Genomic DNA, 18710 nt, shown 5'->3' on the forward strand with positions numbered 1-18710 from the left:
CACGCAGGGCAAGCGAATACAGGATTTAAGGTCTCCCTCTGCCGGGGAAACTGGTGCGGCCAAGGGTACTGCAAAGCGGCCGAAAAATGCGTGGGAAAAATCTGCTTTGCGCAGGTTTATGTCGGTGTGGCGATAGCGCCGACAGCGTTCAGTTGTTAAAAGATAGGTTTTCGCACCTCCCACGAAAGGATCTCGAGCATGCCTATCACCTTCACCCGCAGCGCCTTGATGCTGAGCCTGGTACTCGGCTTCGGCCAGGCACAAGCCTCCGAGGCCCCGAGCCCCAAGGCCCTGGCAACCCTTCAGGGCATTCCGCACCCGGCGGTCATTGCCCACCGCGGCGCCTCGTTCGACGCGCCGGAGTCCACCGCCGCTGCCTACAAGCTCGCCCGCGACCTGGGCGCCGACTACCTGGAACTGGACCTGCAGCGCAGCAAGGACGGCGTGTTGTTCGTCCTGCATGACGACAGCCTGCTGCGCACCACCGATGTCGCCACCAGGTTTCCCGAACGCAAGGACAGCACCGCCAATGAGTTCACCATGGCGGAACTGAAAACCCTCGATGCCGGCAGCTGGTTCAACACCGCCTACCCGGACCGCGCCCGCCCTTCATTCGTCGGCCTGAAGATCCTCACCCTCGACGAAGTAATCAACATTGCCGAGGGCAACCCGCTGCACAAACCAGGGCTGTACATCGAAACCAAGGAGCCGAAGCTGTTCCCCGGTATCGAACGCGACCTGAAGGACAAGCTGCAGGACCGCGGCTGGCTCAGCCCCGCGGGCTCGAAACTAGCCAAGAGCGCCACCGGTGTCGGCCAAGGCAAGGGCAAAGTGGTTTTGCAGACCTTTGAAAAGAACAGCCTGGAATTGTTGCACAAAGAGATGCCGAAAGTGCCGAAGATCCTGCTGCTGTGGGTGGGCGAAGGCAACATCGAACCCAAGTCCAAGGTGACGTTTGCCCAGTCCGGCGAAACGGACAAGGCCGCCTACTACGCCAAGCAGGAGCCCAAGGACAAGGCCGAGTTCGAGCAGTGGGTCCAGTATGCCAAGGCCCATGGCGCCATTGGCACTGGTCCTTCGGCGGCGTTGACCCACGGCGGCAGCCAGAGCTACTCGGACCTGGTGCAGCCGTGGATGAACCGGTACACCCACGACCAGGGCTTGCTGGTGCACGTCTACACCGTGGATGAACCGGTGGACTTCAAGAAGGTAATGGATGCCGGTGTCGATGGCATCTTCACCAACCGTGCCAGTGAATTGCTCAAGTACTTAGAGCGCCCCGAGGCAGGCAGTGTGGCGCAACTATTGGAAAAGAACGGCTACTGAGACGAAAGACGGGTTCAGGAAACTTGCTTCAAGTTTTTTCGAATTAAGGGTGAATTAAGTTGCCACAGATAATCTGAACCTACTTAAACGACTCACCCTTTAACGACACCAAGGAAAAGACAAATGAAAACGTTGACTGCCCTGTTCACCGCCGCTGCCCTGACCCTCACCGCTGGCCTGGCCCAGGCGGACGTTCGCATCGATCAGATTCCTCAACTGGTCAAGGAAGGCAAGATCAAGTCCCTCGAGTCGATGAATGAAGAAGCCCTGAAGTTGCACCCCGGCGCCACCATCACCGACACCGACCTGGATAACCACTTCAACGGTTATGAGTATGAAGTGGAACTGAAAACTGCCGACGGTAAAGAGTTCGACGTGGACTTCGACGCAACCACCGGTAAAGTCCTGTCGAACAAGCAAGACACTTGATCCATGGATTAAAAAAGCCGCGCAACTTTCGAGTTGCGCGGCTTCTTTGCGTACGCCGTCTGTAAACCGCCGCCGGTCTGACGACGCCGTGCACCTGTCACAAAACCATCAAGAAAGCTTGCGATGATGCCGCTCAAGTGAACCTGTCGCCGCGACAGGCACTTCCCGCCAGCGAGCCCTCATGAACCACAGCATCGACCAAAGCCATCGCGATCCGGACCTGTTCGGCCTGCTTTACGGGTTTCGATTCCGTCCCGGCGAGCGTGGCCGGGAGATCGATTCGGCCCAGGCGCTGCAAAGCCTGCAACAACCGCAAGACGCCGACGAGTTCCTCTGGCTGCACCTGAACCTGGCCCACGCCGCTTGCGAGCGCTGGATGAAGAATCATCTGGCCTTGCCCGAGGAATTCTTCGAAGCCCTGCACGAAGGCTCGCGCTCGACCCGCATCGAACATGTGGACTCGGCATTGCTGGCGGTGGTGAACGATGTGGTGTTCAACCTCAGCAACCTGGTGTCCTCGGATGTCTCCACGTTGTGGGTGTGCGTGCACAGTCGATTGATCATCAGTGCGCGCCTGCAACCCTTGCATTCGGTCGACAAGCTGCGCTCATCGGTCAAGGCCGGCGAATGCTTTCGCTCGCCGCTGGAACTGCTCGTGCATCTGCTGCGTGACCAAGGCGAAGTGCTGACCCAGATCGTGCGCAAGACCAGCCTCAGCGTCGACCAGATCGAAGACCAACTGCTGTCTTCGCGCGTGTCCAACAACCGCGCCGAGCTGGGCAGCCACCGCCGCGTGCTGGTGCGCCTGCAACGCCTGCTGGCCCTGGAGCCGGGCTCGTTGCTGCGCCTGCTCAACCGCCCTCCGCAGTGGTTGCAAAAGGAAGACGTCAAGGAGCTGCGCAAGTCCACCGAGGAGTTCGCCCTGATCATCAACGACCTCACCGCATTGGGCGAGCGGATCAAATTGCTGCAAGAAGAAATCGCCGCCAACCTCAACGAACAAAGCAACCGCACGCTGTTCACCCTGACGGTGGTCACGGTCCTGGCGTTGCCTATCAACATCATTGCCGGCTTCTTCGGCATGAACGTCGGCGGCGTACCGCTGGCCAGTGATCCCGAGGGTTTCTGGATCCTGGTGGCGCTGGTAGCAACCTTCACCGTGATCGCAGGCCGATGGGCTTTTCGCAAGCGGCGCGATTATTGAGATTGATCCACCTCGGGTTCGCATAAGCTTTTGTGGCGAGGGAGCTTGCTCCCGCTCAGGCGCTGTAGGAGCTGTCGAGTGTAACGAGGCTGCGATCTTGTCCCAAACAATCGCGTCCCTAACGAAAGATCAAGATCAAAAGATCGCAGCCTTCGGCAGCTCCTACCCCCAGCGGGAGCAAGCTCCCTCGCCACAAGTGTTAATCTCCAGGTGTTAATCAGGCCCCTATTCCAAACAGGTCAATACCGTCAGGCGCTCAACCGCGCCGTCACTTCATTCAACTGCCCTGACAACCCATGCAAATCCTGACTGGCCGCTTCAGTGCGCTTTACGTTGTCCAGGTTGGTGCTGGCAATGCAGGTGATTTCGGTCAGATTGCGTGAGATGTCTTCAGCCACCGAGGTCTGCTCTTCCGCCGCAGTGGCGATCTGACGGTTCATGTCGCGAATCGCTTCCACGGCCTGGGTGATGCGCTCCAGCATCGCGCCGGCCTGGGTCACCTGCTCGACACTTGCTTCACTGCGCGACTGCCCGCTTTCGATGGCCTGGGCCGCGTCCACCGCGCCCGTCTGCACGGTCTGGATGATCTGGTTGATCTCGATGATCGATGACGCCGTACGCTGGGCCAGGCTGCGAACCTCATCGGCGACCACCGCAAAACCACGTCCGGCCTCACCCGCGCGGGCCGCTTCGATGGCGGCGTTGAGGGCTAGCAGGTTGGTCTGCTCGGCAATCCCGCGGATTACTTCCAGCACCTTGCCGATGCGCCCACTGTCGGCTTCCAGGCGCCGGATCACCGTGGCGGTGTTGGCAATTTCGCCACGCATTTGAGTGATGGTGTGGATAGTGCCCTGCATCACTTTCTCGCCCTGCTGCGCCGAATGATCGGCATCATCTGCAGCTTGCGCCGCATCGGCGGCATGGCGGGCAACTTCCTGGGCAGTGGCGGACATCTCATTCATTGCCGTTGCCACCTGATCGGTGCGTTCGAATTGCTCGCTGGTGCCTTGGCTCATCAGGCTCGCAATCGCATTGAGCTCACCGCTGGCGCTGTCCAGCTCCGTGGCACTGCGCTGCAAGCGCGTGAAGGTTTCGGCGAGGAAATCGCGCAGCGTGTTGGCCGCCAGGGCCAGGTCGCCCAGCTCATCCTGGCGCGTGCTCGTGACACGCTCGGCGAAACGCCCGCGGCTCAGTTGAGTCACGTACTCGATCAGGTTACGGATGGGCTGCACCAGGTTGCGGTTGACCAGCCACACGCTCAACAACCCGACCAGCAATCCCGAGACGAGCATGATCACCGTACCCAGCATGATCGTGCGGTCGGCATCGGCACTGATCAGCGCCGATTGTTCATCGCCCAGCTTATGCAGCTCGACCACCAACTCGCTCATCTGCTCACTGGCCGCGCGGTCCACGCCCTTGACCGCCGCATCGCCCGCCGCCGCGTCGCCGCCCGCCGCCACAAACGCATCACGGCCCTTCTGGTAGGCCGCGCCCAACTGGGCATGTTCGCCGCGCAGGCGTTCGATGCGCGCCTTGATCTGCGCCGGGACACCTTCGTGGGTGGTCAACTGGCCAAGGATGCCCTGGACATCGCTCTGGCGTGCCTCGAATTGCTTCCAGTATTTATCCAGGTCCGCTGGTTGCTTGCCGCGCAACAGGACGTTTTTCCACTCTTGGACCTGGACCTTGAATTGCACGTTGGCCTCATCGATCAATTGCGACGCACGCAATGGCCCGTCGATCAGTTGACGATAATTCTGGATGCCATTGGAAAGGAAGTAAAAGGACGCCAGGGCGATCAGCAACATGGCCAGCAGGCTGCCGCTGAGCAGGGCAAGAATCTGGGCTCTCAGGGATTTTTGTAGAAACATGGGGTCGATCTCTTCGAATAAAGAACCTCCATGTCCAGGGTCCGCTGTAGCAACTGAACGTGGAGGATATGTCCATGGCATCGACCTGTACGGAGCGTTCTTGAGCCCTGGCGACCACCGGTAGTGGGACCGTTTTGCTGATTGGACATGACCTGTACACACAATCCCATTTGTCGCTCCGCCAGGATTTAAAAGTCTTTTTGTCATTTCTCCTGGGGTATCCTGCCCAGGCTTTGTAAAAGCGCGGATCTACCAGATCTATCCACAGACTTTGCGAGGAGCGCGAAATGCACGAGATCCCTAATCTCCCCTTCCCAAGCCTGCACGACACTGAGCAGACGACCACGCTACAAGCCGGAGGGCAACCTGACGCCCAGCAACCCGAGCCCAAGGAAGCCACTGAACGCCGCCAGGCCGACAGCGAAGACTGATTGACCCGCACCACCAGACCGTGTGGAAAGCGCTAAGATGCGCTTTCCACACTGCCTGAATCCCGAGCCCCCCATGACCGATGACACCCCTCCCTTCAGCGAAGCCCAGGCCAGCGTCCTGATCGGCACCGCCGAGAAAATGGTCGAGATCTGGACCCGCCTTCCTGCTGAGAAACAAGCGGCCCTGCTGGCGCGTTTCGGCAGCGAAGAAAACGCCATTGCCGCGCTGGTCACCACACGCCTGGTTAGCGGACAGAACGACCGCTGAAGCACCGCTGGGCAAATAGTTTTACTTTTCCCCGCCCTGACGCCACGGTCGCCGTTATCATAAGCAGCCTATCTATCCAGCTGCTCCGTGGACCTCTTCCCCATGTCAGATTCCCAGCGCCCCCTGGCGGTCACGCTGCAAGTCGTTTCCATCGTCCTGTTCACCTTCATCGGCTACCTGAACATCGGCATTCCCCTGGCCGTGCTGCCCGGGTTCGTCCATGGCGAACTGGGTTTCGGCGCGGTGATCGCCGGGCTGGTGATCAGCGTGCAATACCTCGCCACCCTGCTCAGCCGCCCTTACGCCGGGCGAATCATCGATAACCTGGGAAGCAAGCGCGCAGTGATGTTCGGCCTCGCCGGCTGTGGGCTGAGCGGTGTGTTCATGCTGGTGTCGGCCTGGACGCCCCACTTGCCGACCTTCAGCCTGATCAGCCTGCTGATCGGTCGCCTGGTGCTGGGCAGTGCCGAAAGCCTGGTGGGCTCCGGTTCGATTGGCTGGGGCATCGGCCGGGTCGGCGCGGCGAATACCGCCAAGGTGATTTCCTGGAATGGGATCGCCAGTTACGGCGCGCTGGCGATCGGTGCGCCGCTGGGGGTGTGGCTGGTCAATGCGTTGGGGCTGTGGAGCATGGGCGCCAGCATCATCTTGCTGGGTTTGTTGGGGCTGGCATTGGCCTGGCGCAAGACCGCTGCGCCCATCGTCTCTGGCGAACGCCTGCCGTTCATGCACGTGCTGGGGCGGGTGTTGCCACATGGCTGCGGCCTGGCCCTGGGTTCCATCGGGTTTGGCACCATCGCGACCTTCATCACCCTGTACTACGCCACGCAGCATTGGGACAACGCCGTGCTGTGCCTGAGCCTGTTCGGCGCCAGCTTCATCGGCGCGCGCCTGCTGTTCGGCAACCTGATCAACCGCCTGGGCGGCTTTCGCGTGGCGATTGCCTGCCTGTCGGTGGAAACCTTGGGCCTGTTGCTGCTCTGGCTCGCACCGGATGCCCAGTGGGCCCTGGCGGGCGCGGCGTTGAGCGGTTTCGGCTTTTCCCTGGTATTCCCGGCGCTGGGCGTGGAAGCGGTCAACCTGGTGCCAGCCTCCAGCCGCGGAGCGGCGGTGGGCGCTTATTCGCTGTTCATTGATTTGTCGCTGGGAATCACCGGGCCGCTGGCCGGTGCGATTGCCGCAGGCTTCGGCTTTGCCTCGATCTTCCTGTTCGCCGCGCTGGCGGCCCTGGGTGGGCTGGCACTGAGTGTCTACCTGTACCGGCAGGCGCCTCGGTACCGTGAAGCGCGGGAGAAGAACTAGAAATCCACCTTGCCGCGCCCGGCCTTGATCGAGCCGCGCTTGGTCTTGGACTCCAGGCGACGCTTTTTCGACCCCAGGGTCGGCTTGGTCGGGCGGCGCTTCTTTTCGATCTTGGTGGCGCTGAGGATCAGTTCGGTGAGGCGCTCCAGCGCATCGGCGCGGTTCTGTTCCTGCGTGCGGTATTGCTGGGCCTTGATGATCAGCACACCGTCGCTGGTAATGCGACTGTCGCGCAGGGCCAGCAACCGCTCCTTGTAGAACTCGGGCAGCGACGAGGCCGGAATGTCGAAGCGCAAGTGCACGGCGCTGGAGACCTTGTTGACGTTCTGCCCCCCGGCCCCCTGGGCGCGGATGGCCGTCAGCTCGATCTCGGCGTCCGGGATGTGCACGGTGTTGGAAATGACCAGCATGGAAAGTGTCCGGTATCAGGACCCACAGGATACCGCGAATCCCCTAGACAACATCGATCCCCTTGTGGGAGCGGCGGTGAACACAAATTCTGTGACCACTGAAGAACCAATGTGGGAGCAGCTGTTGCCTTGCCTGAAACGACAAACCCGGCACTTGGCCGGGTTTGTTGTATTTCAGGATGGCTTACTTGGCGGCAGTCGCCACCGCCAGTTCATGCCGGGCACTGCGCTTGTTCTTGATCAGGTAGCACACCCACATGAACACCACCCACACCGGAATCGCATAGACCGAGATCTGGATGCCAGGGATCAGCAACATCACACCCAGGATGAACACCACGAACGCCAGGCAGATGTAGTTGCCGTACGGATACCACAGCGCCTTGAACAGCGGCGTCTGGCGGGTCTGGTTCATGTGCTGGCGGAACTTGAAGTGCGAATAGCTGATCATCGCCCAGTTGATTACCAGGGTCGCGACCACCAGCGACATCAACAACTCCAGTGCATGCTGCGGGACCAGGTAGTTCAACAGCACCGCCACCAGCGTGACCGCCGCCGACGCGAGGATCGAACGCACCGGCACGCCGCGCTTGTCGATCTTGGACAAGGCCTTGGGCGCATCGCCCTGCTCGGCCATGCCCAACAACATGCGGCTGTTGCAGTAGGTGCCGCTGTTGTACACCGACAGCGCAGCGGTCAGCACGACGAAGTTGAGGATATGCGCAGCGGTGTTGCTGCCCAGCATCGAAAACACCTGCACGAACGGGCTGCCGCTGTAGGCATCTCCGGAAGCATTGAGGGTGGTCAGCAGGCTGTCCCAAGGGGTCAGGGACAACAGCACCACGAGCGCGCCGATGTAGAAAATCAGGATCCGGTAGATCACCTGGTTGATGGCCTTGGGGATCACGGTTTTCGGCTTGTCGGCCTCAGCGGCGGTGAAACCGAGCATTTCCAGGCCACCGAAGGAGAACATGATGATCGCCATGGCCATCACCAGGCCGCTCACGCCGTTGGGGAAGAACCCACCGTGGGACCACAGGTTGGTCACCGACGCTTGCGGGCCGCCATGGCCGCTGACCAGCAAATAGCTGCCCAGGGCAATCATGCCGACAATCGCCACGACCTTGATGATCGCGAACCAGAACTCAGCCTCGCCAAAGACTTTGACGTTGGCCAGGTTGATCGCATTGATCAGGATGAAAAACGCCGCCGCCGAGACCCAGGTCGGAATCTCCGGGGCCCAGTAATGGATGTACTTGCCGACCGCGGTCAGCTCGGACATGCCCACCAGGATGTAGAGAATCCAGCAGTTCCAACCCGACAGGAACCCGGCGAAACCGCCCCAGTACTTGTGGGCGAAATGGCTGAAGGAGCCGGCCACCGGCTCTTCGACGATCATTTCGCCCAACTGGCGCATGATCATGAAGGCGATGAAGCCGCAGATGGCGTAGCCGAGGATCATCGACGGGCCGGCCGATTTCAGCACCCCCGCCGAACCGAGGAACAGGCCGGTGCCGATCGCGCCACCGAGGGCGATCAGTTGAATGTGTCGATTTTTCAGGCCGCGTTTCAGCTCGCCCGAATGCGTATTTTCTACAACGGTCATGCGTCACCTATTTGTTTTTATCTGTGACGAAATCGAACCCGACACGCTTATGGCATGGCGGAGTGAACAAGGCGGATAACCTTGAAAATGCGTGGGTACGCGAAGGGTCACAGTAAAACGCGGCGCATTGTACACTGCGGCCCTCCCGCTGCCAGACACCACCGGATCAGCGTCTCACCCCGCACTTCAGGTATGGCGCGCATCTGACCCTTCCCGCTGGCCTGACACAAGCGCCGCGAAGTATCAAAAAACTCGTCACACCGGTGCCCTCGGCAGCTTTTTCTTACAGCCCGCCTAAACGCCGATAGGGGTCCGCTCACCAGGCAAAAATCGTCAGCATTGCTTTACGGTGCGTAACGCAGACTTTCCAAGTAGGAAATTTCCGTAGGCTGACTGCAAATTGACGGTAGCTAGCTACCTATTAGATGAATCACCCAGGCGGCTGTTTTTGAATGAGTAATCTCATCGCCAAAAATGGAACAAAAAGTTCAAATAAAAAAAATAAAAATATTATTTTGCAAAGCAAAAAACCCTCGACTAGGTTTTCAGCGACTTGCCAAGGCATCGTGCCGGCGAGTTTTGCGGTGCCGATTCTGCCGGGTATGACTCGCCGAATCGGCCCGCGTTTTCCGTAAAAGTCATCTAGGAGATTCACTATGCAAGCACTGGACAAAGACTTGGAAACCGAACTGCAACTGGACGAATGGTTTGAAGCCCCTACCCATGAGGCCGCCGTTGAAATGATGCAAGCCGACGCCGTCGTTCCGTTCGGCACGGCGATGTGGCCTCTGTAGGCATTGCCCGGCGGAGGCGATCCGGCCGGTCGACTCCGCCACTCTTTGCCGGTTGTCAGGGAAGTTAAATGAACTTGTCAGGGAAGAATAAGCATGGACACACAACGAGCCATCTCACATTTCCTTTACTACCTCGAACACCATCCCGCCCTGGCCGGCATCCCGTCCGCCAAGGTGTTGCTCGGTCATACCGCTGACTACGAAGCGCTGACCAGTGCCATTGCCGAACAGGCGGGCAGCGGCTCGCCCTTCCGGTTCAGCGCCATGCGCCTGGACCTCGAATCCACGGAGCGCCTGTCCAAGGCCATTGCCGACAGCGATCTGTATATTTTCTTCTACGACTCTTCCACCCTGCCCAACCCACGTCCCGACGGCCCGGACTTTGTCCGCGCGCTGCAAGGCGTGATGGCCGACAACTGGAAGAAATCGCTGCTGTTCAAGGACTACGGCGATTATTTCTACGACACCTTCAGCGTGATCCCCCAGCGTATCGCCGGGCTCAACAGTCACCTGATCCGGCGCATGTCCCAAGCGACGACCCTGAGCTTCCAGGATGACCACGGCTCGTATTTCGACACCGCCCTGGGCGGCGTGAAGAAGTGGACCGACATCAATGGCCTCGGCAACTACGACCTCGCCCCCGGCGAAATCGCCACCCACAGCGACACCATCAATGGCCGGGTGAATTTCGTCGGCACGTTCCTGAGCACCATCCCGTTCGCACGCAAATACGGCGTGCTGCAATCGCCGCTGGAGCTTTGGATTGAAGACTCCACCATTCAGAAAATCGCCACCGACGTGCCGGGCCTGGAGCACGACTTCAACAAATACCTGGACGCCAACCCGTCCAACCGCCGCATCGAGGAACTGGGGATCGGCACCAACGAAGGGGTCAAGAGCCTGTACGCGCGCAATGCCGGTTTCGAAGAGCGCCACTGCGGCCTGCACCTGGGGCTGGGTGGCGGGGCCAAGGGCAGCCATCATCTGGATCTGATTTTCGAGAAAGGGATGTTGGCGCTGGATAATGAGCCGGTGTTCGATGGACGGTTTGTGCTTTAGGTTGGGATTTCTGCAAGGCTGACGCCGCCATCGCGAGCAAGCTCGCTCCCACAATGGAACGGTGTCGAACACCTATCTCCCATCCACTGAAGATCAACTGTGGGAGCGAGCTTGCTCGCGATGACGGACTCATCGGCACCGCATCAATTAAGCCAGACAAAAAAAAACGCCAACCCAACGGTTGGCGTTTTTTCTTGCAGCTTGCAGCTAGAAACTCACAACTGCCTCACTCCGGCTTACGACGCCCGAACCCCGGACGCTGTCCCGAACCTGCCGGGGCACCACGGCGCTTGCCCGAGGGTGCGTCGCGGTCGGCCAGGATGATACCCGGGCGTTTTTTCGGCGCCGGCTTGGCTGGACGCTTGGTGTCGGCCGGGCGATCGGCGACGGGCGTACCGCGACCCGCCGGGGCACCGCGACCTTCGCCGCGCTCGCTCCGACCATTGGCCGGACGCGGCGTGCGTGGGCCGCGCTCGCCGTCCTGACGCGGTGCTGGTTTGCGCGCCGGGCGTTCGCCTTCGATCTGCGGCTCGCGCGAAGGACGCGGGCCGGTCGCCACGCCGTCAGCAGCCGGGCGCAGCGTACGCACACGCTCGGTCTTGCCCATCGGGCGCGAGGATTTACGCTGCATCCGCTCCAGCTTGTCCTTGCTCTTGGCGGTCATCTGCGGCATTGCCACCGGCTTGAGACCCACTTCGGCGGCCAGGATGTCGACTTCGTACTGGCTCATTTCGCGCCAGCGGCCCATCGGCAGGTCGGAGTTGAGGAACACCGGGCCGAAACGCACGCGCTTCAGGCGGCTGACCACCAACCCCTGGGATTCCCACAAACGCCGCACTTCACGGTTACGGCCTTCCATCACCACGCAGTGGTACCAATGGTTGAAACCTTCACCGCCGGGGGCCTGCTTGATGTCGGTGAAACGCGCCGGGCCGTCTTCCAGCACAACGCCGGCCTTGAGGCGCTCGATCATCTCATCGTCGACTTCACCACGCACACGCACCGCGTATTCGCGGTCCATCTCGTAGGACGGGTGCATCAGACGGTTGGCCAGTTCACCGTCGGTGGTGAACATCAGCAAACCGGTGGTGTTGATGTCCAGGCGACCGATGTTGATCCAGCGGCCTTCTTTCGGACGCGGCATCTTGTCGAACACGGTCGGACGGCCTTCCGGGTCGTCACGGGTGCAGATCTCGCCGTCGGGTTTGTTGTACATGATCACGCGGCGCACCGTTTCGGCGGCCTCTTCGCGCTTGATCACCTTGCCATCGATGGTGATGGCGTCGTGCATGTCGACACGCAGGCCCAAGGTGGCGTCTTTGCCGTTGACCTTGATCCGGCCTTGGGTGATCCAGGCTTCCACGTCACGGCGCGAGCCGACGCCGATACGGGCGAGGACTTTTTGCAGCTTCTCGCCTGCTGGGCCGATTTCCTGGCTGTCGTTCTGGTCTAGGTCTTTCATTCTGGGCACCTCCCGGTGTGGTCGGGTCAGGCTTGGCCTGACGCTTTGAAAACGGGTCTTTGGCGAAGGGATCGCCAAGGGGTCGCGAATCATACGCCTGTTGAGGCAGTTGCGCATCAGAGACTAGCTGATCAACCAGCGCCCGGCGCTTTTTCCGCCGACCGGTGACGCGTAGTTGGGCGGAGTCATTAGCTAATGTGGGAGCGAGCCTGCTCGCGATAGCGATTTCACATCCACAACAATGTCGATTGACAGACCGCTATCGCGAGCAGGCTCGCTCCCACAGGGTGTTGTGGTGTCAGCTGGATCAGTCGTCGAACTGGCGCCGTTCGTTTTCGATCGCCTCGGCCAAGGCGCGGGCTTCGGCTTCTTCGTCGCTCAGTTCCGGCTCCGGCGGCTGGAGGGCGGCGACGGCGGCCAGCAGTTTTTCCCGGGCTTGGGCAACACCGAGGATGTCTTCTTCTGGCTCTGGCTCTGGCTCTGGATCAGGCTCCACCGCACTATCGGGCTCCGCCAACTCATCCGACTCACTCTCAGGACCAGGCCCTTCACGCAGCAGGTCATCGAAGTCAGTCTTCAAGCCCTCCTCCATGGTGTCCAGCTCCAGCAACAACGAATGGAAACTGGTCTCTTCCTTCGGTTCCTCAGGCTCGGCGCTGGCGTCGGCCAGCTCCTGCAGGCCCTGGGGTACCGGGGCGTCGTCGAACTCGAGCATCGGCTCGGGTTCCAGCTCCCGCAGTTCGGCCAGGGGCGGCAGGTCATCCAGGTTTTTCAGGTTGAAATGATCGAGAAAAGCCTTGGTGGTGGCGAACATCGCCGGTTTGCCCGGCACATCGCGATAGCCGACGATGCGGATCCACTCGCGCTCCAGCAGCGTCTTGACGATATGGCTGTTGACCGCCACGCCCCGCACATCTTCGATCTCGCCCCGGGTGATCGGCTGGCGATAGGCAATCAACGCCATGGTTTCGAGCATGGCGCGGGAGTAGCGCTGGGGCCGCTCCTCCCACAGACGCCCGACCCAGGGCGAGAACTTCTCGCGGATCTGCAGGCGATAACCGGACGCCACTTCCTTGAGTTCGAATGCCCGCCCCTCGCAGGACTTGCCCAACAGCGTCAGGGCTTTCTTGAACACGGCCGGCTCGGGCCGCTCGCCTTCTTCGAAGAGTTCGAACAGGCGCTCCATCGATTGCGGCTTTCCCGAGGCCAACAGGAAAGCTTCAAGCAAGGGGGCCAGCTCGCGGGGTTCAGTCAGATTCATTGATTTGCTCGTTATTCGGCTCGTGCCCGCACGTGGATCGCTGCGAACGGCTCATTCTGCACCAGCTCGACCAAGGATTCCTTGACCAATTCCAGGACCGCCATAAACGTCACCACCACCCCCAAGCGCCCTTCCTCGGCGGTGAACAGCTCGACGAACGGCACGAAGCCGCCGCCCTTGAGCCGTTCCAGCACATCGCTCATGCGCTCGCGGGTGGACAGTGCTTCGCGACTGACCTGGTGACTTTCAAACATATCGCCCCGGCGCAGGACCTCGGCCATGGACATCAGCAACTCTTCCAGGCTCACATCCGGCAGCAACTTGCGTGCCCGCGCTTCGGGCGCATCGAGCTTGGGCACCACCACATCGCGCCCCACCCGGCTCAAACCGTCGATGCCTTCGGCGGCGACCTTGAAGCGTTCGTACTCCTGCAAGCGCCGGATCAGCTCGGCCCGCGGGTCGTCCTCTTCCTCCTCGACCTCCGCCGAGCGCGGCAGCAACATGCGCGACTTGATCTCGGCGAGCATGGCCGCCATCACCAGGTACTCTGCCGCCAACTCCAGGCGCACCGACTGCATCAACTCGACATAGCCCATGTACTGGCGGGTAATTTCCGCCACAGGGATGTCGAGGATGTTGATGTTCTGTTTGCGGATCAGGTACAGCAGCAGGTCCAGCGGGCCCTCGAAGGCTTCGAGGAACACTTCCAGCGCATCCGGCGGAATGTACAGGTCCAGGGGCATTTCCATGACCGCCTGGCCATAGACCATGGCGAACGGCAGCTCCTGCTGCGCGCCGGCCTGGCTGTCGACATTGTCCACGGCGGTTTCCACGACGGACATTCAGGCCTCGACCATGAACGGCGTCGGATCGCCGCAACCGACACGCACCACCTGGGGCTCGCCGTCGGCCAGGTTGATCACCGTGGACGCCGACATGCCGCCGAAACCGCCGTCGATGATCAGGTCCACCTGATGTTCGAGTATCTGGCGCATCTCATAGGGGTCGGTCAGCGGCTCGGTCTCGCCGGGCATGATCAGCGTCACGCTCATCAGCGGCTCACCCAGCTCAGCCAACAGCGCCAGGGCGATGGGATGGCTCGGCACCCGCAGGCCGATGGTGCGCTTTTTCGGGTGCAGCAACAGCCGCGGGACTTCCCGCGTGGCATTGAGAATGAAGGTGTACGGCCCCGGCAAATGCGCCTTGAGCAAGCGGAACGTGCCGGTGTCGATCTTGGCGAACAGGCCCAACTGCGAGAGGTCGCTGCAGATGAGCGCGAAGTTGTGCTTGTCGTCCAGTTGACGCAGGCGTCTGACCCGCTCTACGGCATTCTTGTCGCCGATCTGGCAGCCGATGGCGTAGGACGAGTCGGTGGGATAGACCACCACGCCGCCGCCACGAATGATTTCCACGGCCTGTTTGATCAGGCGCGCTTGCGGGTTTTCCGGATGAATCTGGAAAAATTGACTCACGTGTTCTACCTGTTCAGACGGCGGCGGTAACGGGATCATGTTTGAATCTACACCAGAGTGGTGGCAGATCTTCCGGCAACGGGCGGTATTCGCCGATCTCGGACCAGCCCCCAGGGCCATGGAAATCACTGCCGGCGGTGACCAGCAGGCCGAACTCACGGGCCAGGATCGCCAGGCTGCCCACCTGCTCGGCGGGCTGATGGCCGTTGACCACCTCGATGGCATGGCCCCCCGCTTGAATATAGTCGGCGATCAGGCGGCGGCGCTTGCTGCGGGTGAAGTCATAGTGCCATGGATGCGCCAGGCTGACCCAGGCACCAGCGGCCCGCAGGGTCTGGACGGTTTCTTCCAGGGTTGGCCAATGCTGCTTGACGTCCCCCAGCTTGCCGGCCCCCAACCATTTGCGAAACGCTTCGGCGCGGTCCTTGACGAACCCTTCGCGCACCATCCAGTCGGCAAAATGTGGACGGGCTGGTGCGTTGCCGCTGTCGCCCAGTTCCTGCTGGATCTGCCGGGCGCCGTCCAGCGCACCGGGCATGCCCTTGAGGGCCAGCTTGCGGCTGATCTCCTCGGAGCGTAGCCAGCGCCCGTCGCGCAGCTGTGCGATGGCCTGGACCAGCGCCGGCGCATTCACATCGAAACCGTAGCCCAGCACATGGATGGTCGCCCCGCCCCAGGTACACGATAGCTCGACCCCGTTGACCAGCTGCATGCCCAGCGCCGTGGCGGCGCCGCGGGCCTCGTCGAGGCCTTCGAGGGTGTCGTGATCGGTCAGGGCCAGGACTCGCACGCCGTGCTCGAACGCCCGCGCCACCAGAACCGCAGGCGCCAGGGCGCCATCGGAGGCCGTGCTATGGCAGTGCAAATCAACATTCACGAGAGTTTGTTACCTCAAATCAGCTGGCCCTATCGCGGCCAAGGATGTTTGTTATTATGCCGCCACATCCTGCTTCTGGCTGCCACTGTGAAACAATTCATCGACTTCATCCCGCTCCTGCTGTTTTTCATCGTCTACAAACTTGATCCCCGGGCCGTCGACTTCGCCGGTCACTCCTTGACTGTAGGCGGTATTTACAGCGCCACCGCGGTGCTGATCATCAGCTCCCTGGTGGTCTACGGCGCGCTGTTCGTGTCCCAACGCAAGCTGGAGAAGAGCCAGTGGCTGACCCTGATCGCCTGCCTGGTGTTCGGCAGCCTGACCCTGGCGTTCCACAGCGAAACCTTCCTCAAATGGAAGGCCCCGGTGGTCAACTGGCTGTTCGCCCTCGCGTTCATCGGCAGCCACTTCATCGGTGACCGCCTGCTGATCAAGCGCATCATGGGCCATGCCATCAACCTGCCGGAGCTGATCTGGACCCGGTTGAACATTGCCTGGATCGCATTTTTCCTGTTCTGCGGCGCCGCCAACCTGTTCGTTGCGTTCACGTTCCAGGCGTACTGGGTCGACTTCAAGGTCTTCGGTAGCCTGGGCATGACGCTGTTGTTCCTGATTGGCCAGGGTATCTACCTGTCCCGTCATCTGCATGATGCCGACCCCACCACGCCAAAAACCGAGGACTGACATGCTCTACGCAATCATTGCTACCGACGTCGCCAATTCCCTGGAAAAACGCCAGGCCGCTCGTCCCGCGCACCTGGAGCGCCTGCAAAAACTCCAGAACGAAGGCCGCGTAGTGCTGGCCGGCCCGCATCCGGCGGTAGACAGCAATGACCCGGGCGCCGCAGGTTTCAGTGGCAGCCTGATGGTGGTCGAATTCGACTCCCTGTCCGCTGCGCAGCAATGGGCTGAGGCCGACCCGTTCGTTGCGGCCGGCGTCTATGCCAATGTCGTGGTCAAGCCATTCAAGCAAGTCATGCCGTAAATGCCCCTGGCGCAATGAGCCTTCGCGGCTCATTGCGTTCAATTGCTCATTGTTCTCGTTTGCCTGCCGACAACCTGTCTAATCTCGATTGGAATTCAGGAGTTGCAATGCGCAAAGGTCCGTTGTGCCTGTTATTGGTCACGTTGGCGATCGGGGCACCCGCCCATGGCGAGGAAAGCACCGAGGGCAGTCATTCGGCGCCCTTGTCCCTGAGCGCTGGCGGCCAGATCGCCGAATTGCAGCAACGCTTGAAAGACAGCGAGCGCATGCGTGAAGAACTCACCCAGCAACTCCAGAACACCAACGGTGAACGCGAAAGCGCACTGGTGGGCCGGCTGCGCCAGGAGAACCAGCGCCTGAAGCTGCAACTCAAGGAAGCCCAGGCCAGCCCGCTACCGCGTCTGTTGACCGATCAACAGCAATGGTTCGTCATTGGTGCCGGGGTAGCGCTATTGGCCTTGCTCTGCGGTATCTTTGCCAGCGGTGGACGTAGACAACGTCGGCAATGGCTAAATTGAGTGAGTCATGAGCGAGCTGTTACTGATAGATGATGACCAGGAGCTGTGTGAGCTCCTCGTAAGTTGGCTGGGCCAGGAAGGGTTTCAGGTCCGCGCCTGTCACGATGGCCAGAGTGCCCGCAAGGCCCTGGCCGAAACCGCCCCGGCTGCCGTGGTCCTGGACGTGATGCTGCCCGACGGCAGTGGCCTGGAACTGCTCAAGCAATTGCGCAACGATCACCCGGAGCTGCCGGTATTGATGCTGTCGGCCCGGGGTGAACCGCTGGACCGTATCCTCGGTCTGGAGCTGGGCGCCGACGACTACCTGGCCAAGCCCTGCGACCCACGGGAACTGACCGCCCGCCTGCGCGCCGTGCTGCGCCGCAGCCACCCGACGGCCGTGTCCAGCCAGATCGAACTGGGCGACCTGACCTTCAGCCCGGTGCGTGGCGTGGTCAGTATCGACGAACAGGAACAGACCCTCACCGTCTCCGAAAGCCGCCTGCTCGAAGCGCTGCTCAAGCAGCCTGGCGAGCCGCTGGACAAGCAGGAACTGGCACAGATCGCCTTGGGCCGCAAGCTGACCCTGTACGACCGCAGCCTCGACATGCACGTGAGCAACCTGCGCAAGAAAATCGGCCCGCATCCCGACGGCCGCCCGCGCATTGTGGCGCTGCGTAGCCGGGGTTATTACTACAGCCTCTGAACATTGCTTGGACCGAGGGGCATGGCTAATCCTGTGGCGAGGGAGCTTGCTCCCGCTCGGTTGCGCAGCAACCGCAAGATCCTTGGGGCCGCTTCGCAGCCCAGCGGGAGCAAGCTCCCTCGCCACAGGGATTTGTGTTCGACTCCCGGATTTGTCAGGCCTGCACCTAACCGTCTTTACCCAAGCTTTACGCCCCCCTGACCGCCGCTGACCTTGATCTCCGTAATCTGCACACATCCGGAACTGACCGGGAATGAGACAAGGAGACACACCATGCGCAAGACCCTTATCGCTCTGATGTTTGCTGCCGCTTTGCCGACCGTCGCCATGGCCATGCCCGAAGGCCCTGGCCCGATGGGCCCAATGGACGGCCCGCGTCATGGCGGCCAGATGCACGACAAAGGCCCCTACAGCCAACTGGACCTGAGCCGCGAACAACGCCAGCAGATTCGCCAGATCATGGGCGAACAGCGCCACGAACAGCGGGAACTGGTCGACAAGTACCTGGCCAAGTTGTCGCCAGCCGACCAGAAAGCCATGAAAGACGAAATGGAAGCCCGGCATCAGAAGGTCGATGCCCAGATCCGTGGATTGTTGAAGCCTGAACAGCAAAAAGAATTCGACGCGATCCAGAAGAAGCAGGCCGAGCGTCGCGCCGAGTGGGCCGAATTCAAGGCCTGGAAAGCGCAACAGCCGCAAAAAGCGCAATAATGCACTGAAGTTCCCCCGGCCCAACGGCCCCTTGCC

General features: G+C 61.1%; 22 protein-coding genes. 14 read left to right on the plus strand and 8 right to left on the minus strand.

The window, feature by feature from the left end:
• Window positions 1-198: 198 nt before the first annotated feature.
• The 3 genes from AD659_RS20220 to AD659_RS20230 all read left to right on the plus strand — a co-directional run bounded on the left by AD659_RS20220 (window position 199) and on the right by AD659_RS20230 (window position 2959).
• On the plus strand, window positions 199-1326 hold the full coding sequence (locus AD659_RS20220) for a glycerophosphodiester phosphodiesterase (RefSeq protein WP_053124448.1): 1128 nt from the start codon (window positions 199-201) through the stop codon (window positions 1324-1326).
• 123 nt (window positions 1327-1449) lie between these two features.
• Entirely contained in the window at window positions 1450-1755 is a 306-nt protein-coding gene (locus AD659_RS20225) for a PepSY domain-containing protein (protein ID WP_053124450.1), read from the plus strand.
• Between the two features lie 181 nt (window positions 1756-1936).
• Window positions 1937-2959, plus strand: coding sequence for a transporter (locus tag AD659_RS20230; RefSeq protein ID WP_053124451.1), 1023 nt, complete (start codon window positions 1937-1939; stop codon window positions 2957-2959).
• Between the two features lie 248 nt (window positions 2960-3207).
• On the opposite strand, the gene AD659_RS20235 is transcribed toward AD659_RS20230, so the two are convergent.
• Complete coding sequence (locus tag AD659_RS20235; protein WP_053124453.1) at window positions 3208-4833, minus strand: methyl-accepting chemotaxis protein; 1626 nt, start codon at window positions 4831-4833, stop codon at window positions 3208-3210.
• Between the two features lie 287 nt (window positions 4834-5120).
• Between AD659_RS20235 and AD659_RS30010 the strand changes: the two genes are divergently transcribed.
• From AD659_RS30010 to AD659_RS20245, 3 genes are all read left to right on the plus strand, one after another.
• Window positions 5121-5264 carry a hypothetical protein gene (locus AD659_RS30010; protein WP_162893862.1) on the plus strand — a complete coding sequence of 48 codons (144 nt, stop codon included), beginning with the start codon at window positions 5121-5123 and terminating at the stop codon, window positions 5262-5264.
• Window positions 5265-5301: 37 nt separating this feature from the next.
• Window positions 5302-5532 carry a hypothetical protein gene (locus tag AD659_RS20240; RefSeq protein WP_082343592.1) on the plus strand — a complete coding sequence of 77 codons (231 nt, stop codon included), beginning with the start codon at window positions 5302-5304 and terminating at the stop codon, window positions 5530-5532.
• Window positions 5533-5634: 102 nt separating this feature from the next.
• Window positions 5635-6834 carry an MFS transporter gene (locus tag AD659_RS20245; RefSeq protein WP_053124456.1) on the plus strand — a complete coding sequence of 400 codons (1200 nt, stop codon included), beginning with the start codon at window positions 5635-5637 and terminating at the stop codon, window positions 6832-6834.
• Here AD659_RS20245 and arfB read toward each other — a convergent pair.
• Window positions 6831-7244 carry an alternative ribosome rescue aminoacyl-tRNA hydrolase ArfB gene (gene arfB / locus AD659_RS20250; RefSeq protein WP_053124458.1) on the minus strand — a complete coding sequence of 138 codons (414 nt, stop codon included), beginning with the start codon at window positions 7242-7244 and terminating at the stop codon, window positions 6831-6833. The two genes, AD659_RS20245 and arfB, sit on opposite strands and share 4 nt — an antisense overlap.
• 184 nt (window positions 7245-7428) lie before the next feature.
• Window positions 7429-8850, minus strand: coding sequence for an amino acid permease (locus tag AD659_RS20255; RefSeq protein ID WP_053124461.1), 1422 nt, complete (start codon window positions 8848-8850; stop codon window positions 7429-7431).
• Window positions 8851-9302: 452 nt separating this feature from the next.
• Here AD659_RS20255 and AD659_RS29855 point away from each other — a divergent pair, with 452 nt between their 5' ends.
• The 3 genes from AD659_RS29855 to AD659_RS20265 all read left to right on the plus strand — a co-directional run bounded on the left by AD659_RS29855 (window position 9303) and on the right by AD659_RS20265 (window position 10703).
• On the plus strand, window positions 9303-9485 hold the full coding sequence (locus tag AD659_RS29855; RefSeq protein WP_153043905.1) for a hypothetical protein: 183 nt from the start codon (window positions 9303-9305) through the stop codon (window positions 9483-9485).
• 21 nt (window positions 9486-9506) lie between these two features.
• Window positions 9507-9644: a hypothetical protein gene (locus AD659_RS30015; protein ID WP_003178782.1), complete on the plus strand. Its 138-nt coding sequence runs from the start codon at window positions 9507-9509 to the stop codon at window positions 9642-9644.
• A gap of 93 nt (window positions 9645-9737) precedes the next feature.
• Window positions 9738-10703, plus strand: a complete 966-nt coding sequence (locus tag AD659_RS20265; protein ID WP_053124464.1) for a M29 family metallopeptidase — start codon at window positions 9738-9740, stop codon at window positions 10701-10703.
• Window positions 10704-10929: 226 nt separating this feature from the next.
• Here the strand turns inward: AD659_RS20265 and rluB are convergent, their stop codons facing one another.
• From rluB to AD659_RS20290, 5 genes are all read right to left on the minus strand, one after another.
• The gene (gene rluB / locus AD659_RS20270) at window positions 10930-12165 is read right to left on the minus strand and encodes a 23S rRNA pseudouridine(2605) synthase RluB (RefSeq protein WP_053124466.1); all 1236 of its coding nucleotides are present in this window, start codon (window positions 12163-12165) and stop codon (window positions 10930-10932) included.
• Between the two features lie 307 nt (window positions 12166-12472).
• Window positions 12473-13426 carry an SMC-Scp complex subunit ScpB gene (gene scpB / locus AD659_RS20275; protein WP_053124468.1) on the minus strand — a complete coding sequence of 318 codons (954 nt, stop codon included), beginning with the start codon at window positions 13424-13426 and terminating at the stop codon, window positions 12473-12475.
• A gap of 11 nt (window positions 13427-13437) precedes the next feature.
• Window positions 13438-14268 (minus strand): segregation and condensation protein A, encoded by an 831-nt coding sequence (locus AD659_RS20280; RefSeq protein ID WP_053124469.1) that lies wholly within the window; start codon window positions 14266-14268, stop codon window positions 13438-13440.
• Window positions 14269-14898, minus strand: a complete 630-nt coding sequence (locus AD659_RS20285) for an L-threonylcarbamoyladenylate synthase (RefSeq protein ID WP_053124883.1) — start codon at window positions 14896-14898, stop codon at window positions 14269-14271.
• 13 nt (window positions 14899-14911) lie between these two features.
• On the minus strand, window positions 14912-15775 hold the full coding sequence (locus AD659_RS20290; RefSeq protein WP_053124470.1) for a PHP domain-containing protein: 864 nt from the start codon (window positions 15773-15775) through the stop codon (window positions 14912-14914).
• Between the two features lie 87 nt (window positions 15776-15862).
• On the opposite strand from AD659_RS20290, the gene AD659_RS20295 reads away from it, so the two are divergent.
• From AD659_RS20295 to AD659_RS20315, 5 genes are all read left to right on the plus strand, one after another.
• Entirely contained in the window at window positions 15863-16459 is a 597-nt protein-coding gene (locus tag AD659_RS20295; RefSeq protein WP_041476107.1) for a septation protein A, read from the plus strand.
• A gap of 1 nt (window position 16460) precedes the next feature.
• Window positions 16461-16760: a YciI family protein gene (locus AD659_RS20300; RefSeq protein ID WP_003204875.1), complete on the plus strand. Its 300-nt coding sequence runs from the start codon at window positions 16461-16463 to the stop codon at window positions 16758-16760.
• A gap of 107 nt (window positions 16761-16867) precedes the next feature.
• A complete protein-coding gene (locus AD659_RS20305; RefSeq protein WP_053124472.1) occupies window positions 16868-17278 on the plus strand; it encodes an SH3 domain-containing protein in 411 nt (136 codons plus the stop codon).
• 7 nt (window positions 17279-17285) lie between these two features.
• A complete protein-coding gene (locus AD659_RS20310; RefSeq protein ID WP_053124474.1) occupies window positions 17286-17963 on the plus strand; it encodes a response regulator transcription factor in 678 nt (225 codons plus the stop codon).
• A 273-nt stretch (window positions 17964-18236) separates the two neighbouring features.
• Complete coding sequence (locus tag AD659_RS20315) at window positions 18237-18674, plus strand: Spy/CpxP family protein refolding chaperone (RefSeq protein WP_053124476.1); 438 nt, start codon at window positions 18237-18239, stop codon at window positions 18672-18674.
• Window positions 18675-18710 lie beyond the last annotated feature (36 nt).

The sequence above is a fragment of the Pseudomonas thivervalensis genome, assembly GCF_001269655.1.
GTDB lineage: Bacteria > Pseudomonadota > Gammaproteobacteria > Pseudomonadales > Pseudomonadaceae > Aquipseudomonas > Aquipseudomonas thivervalensis.

What these genes read in the sequence shown, in the direction of transcription:
- AD659_RS20300 (WP_003204875.1), top strand. Translation starts at nt 16,461, where the DNA reads ATGCTCTACGCAATCATTGCTACCGACGTCGCCAATTCCCTGGAAAAA.
- AD659_RS20280 (WP_053124469.1), bottom strand. Translation starts at nt 14,268, where the DNA reads ATGTCCGTCGTGGAAACCGCCGTGGACAATGTCGACAGCCAGGCCGGC.
- AD659_RS20245 (WP_053124456.1), top strand. Translation starts at nt 5,635, where the DNA reads ATGTCAGATTCCCAGCGCCCCCTGGCGGTCACGCTGCAAGTCGTTTCC.
- AD659_RS20240 (WP_082343592.1), top strand. Translation starts at nt 5,302, where the DNA reads ATGCGCTTTCCACACTGCCTGAATCCCGAGCCCCCCATGACCGATGAC.
- rluB (WP_053124466.1), bottom strand. Translation starts at nt 12,165, where the DNA reads ATGAAAGACCTAGACCAGAACGACAGCCAGGAAATCGGCCCAGCAGGC.
- AD659_RS20315 (WP_053124476.1), top strand. Translation starts at nt 18,237, where the DNA reads ATGCGCAAGACCCTTATCGCTCTGATGTTTGCTGCCGCTTTGCCGACC.
- scpB (WP_053124468.1), bottom strand. Translation starts at nt 13,426, where the DNA reads ATGAATCTGACTGAACCCCGCGAGCTGGCCCCCTTGCTTGAAGCTTTC.
- AD659_RS20305 (WP_053124472.1), top strand. Translation starts at nt 16,868, where the DNA reads ATGCGCAAAGGTCCGTTGTGCCTGTTATTGGTCACGTTGGCGATCGGG.
- AD659_RS30015 (WP_003178782.1), top strand. Translation starts at nt 9,507, where the DNA reads ATGCAAGCACTGGACAAAGACTTGGAAACCGAACTGCAACTGGACGAA.
- AD659_RS20230 (WP_053124451.1), top strand. Translation starts at nt 1,937, where the DNA reads ATGAACCACAGCATCGACCAAAGCCATCGCGATCCGGACCTGTTCGGC.
- arfB (WP_053124458.1), bottom strand. Translation starts at nt 7,244, where the DNA reads ATGCTGGTCATTTCCAACACCGTGCACATCCCGGACGCCGAGATCGAG.
- AD659_RS20310 (WP_053124474.1), top strand. Translation starts at nt 17,286, where the DNA reads ATGAGCGAGCTGTTACTGATAGATGATGACCAGGAGCTGTGTGAGCTC.
- AD659_RS20235 (WP_053124453.1), bottom strand. Translation starts at nt 4,833, where the DNA reads ATGTTTCTACAAAAATCCCTGAGAGCCCAGATTCTTGCCCTGCTCAGC.
- AD659_RS29855 (WP_153043905.1), top strand. Translation starts at nt 9,303, where the DNA reads ATGAGTAATCTCATCGCCAAAAATGGAACAAAAAGTTCAAATAAAAAA.
- AD659_RS30010 (WP_162893862.1), top strand. Translation starts at nt 5,121, where the DNA reads ATGCACGAGATCCCTAATCTCCCCTTCCCAAGCCTGCACGACACTGAG.
- AD659_RS20225 (WP_053124450.1), top strand. Translation starts at nt 1,450, where the DNA reads ATGAAAACGTTGACTGCCCTGTTCACCGCCGCTGCCCTGACCCTCACC.
- AD659_RS20220 (WP_053124448.1), top strand. Translation starts at nt 199, where the DNA reads ATGCCTATCACCTTCACCCGCAGCGCCTTGATGCTGAGCCTGGTACTC.
- AD659_RS20255 (WP_053124461.1), bottom strand. Translation starts at nt 8,850, where the DNA reads ATGACCGTTGTAGAAAATACGCATTCGGGCGAGCTGAAACGCGGCCTG.
- AD659_RS20265 (WP_053124464.1), top strand. Translation starts at nt 9,738, where the DNA reads ATGGACACACAACGAGCCATCTCACATTTCCTTTACTACCTCGAACAC.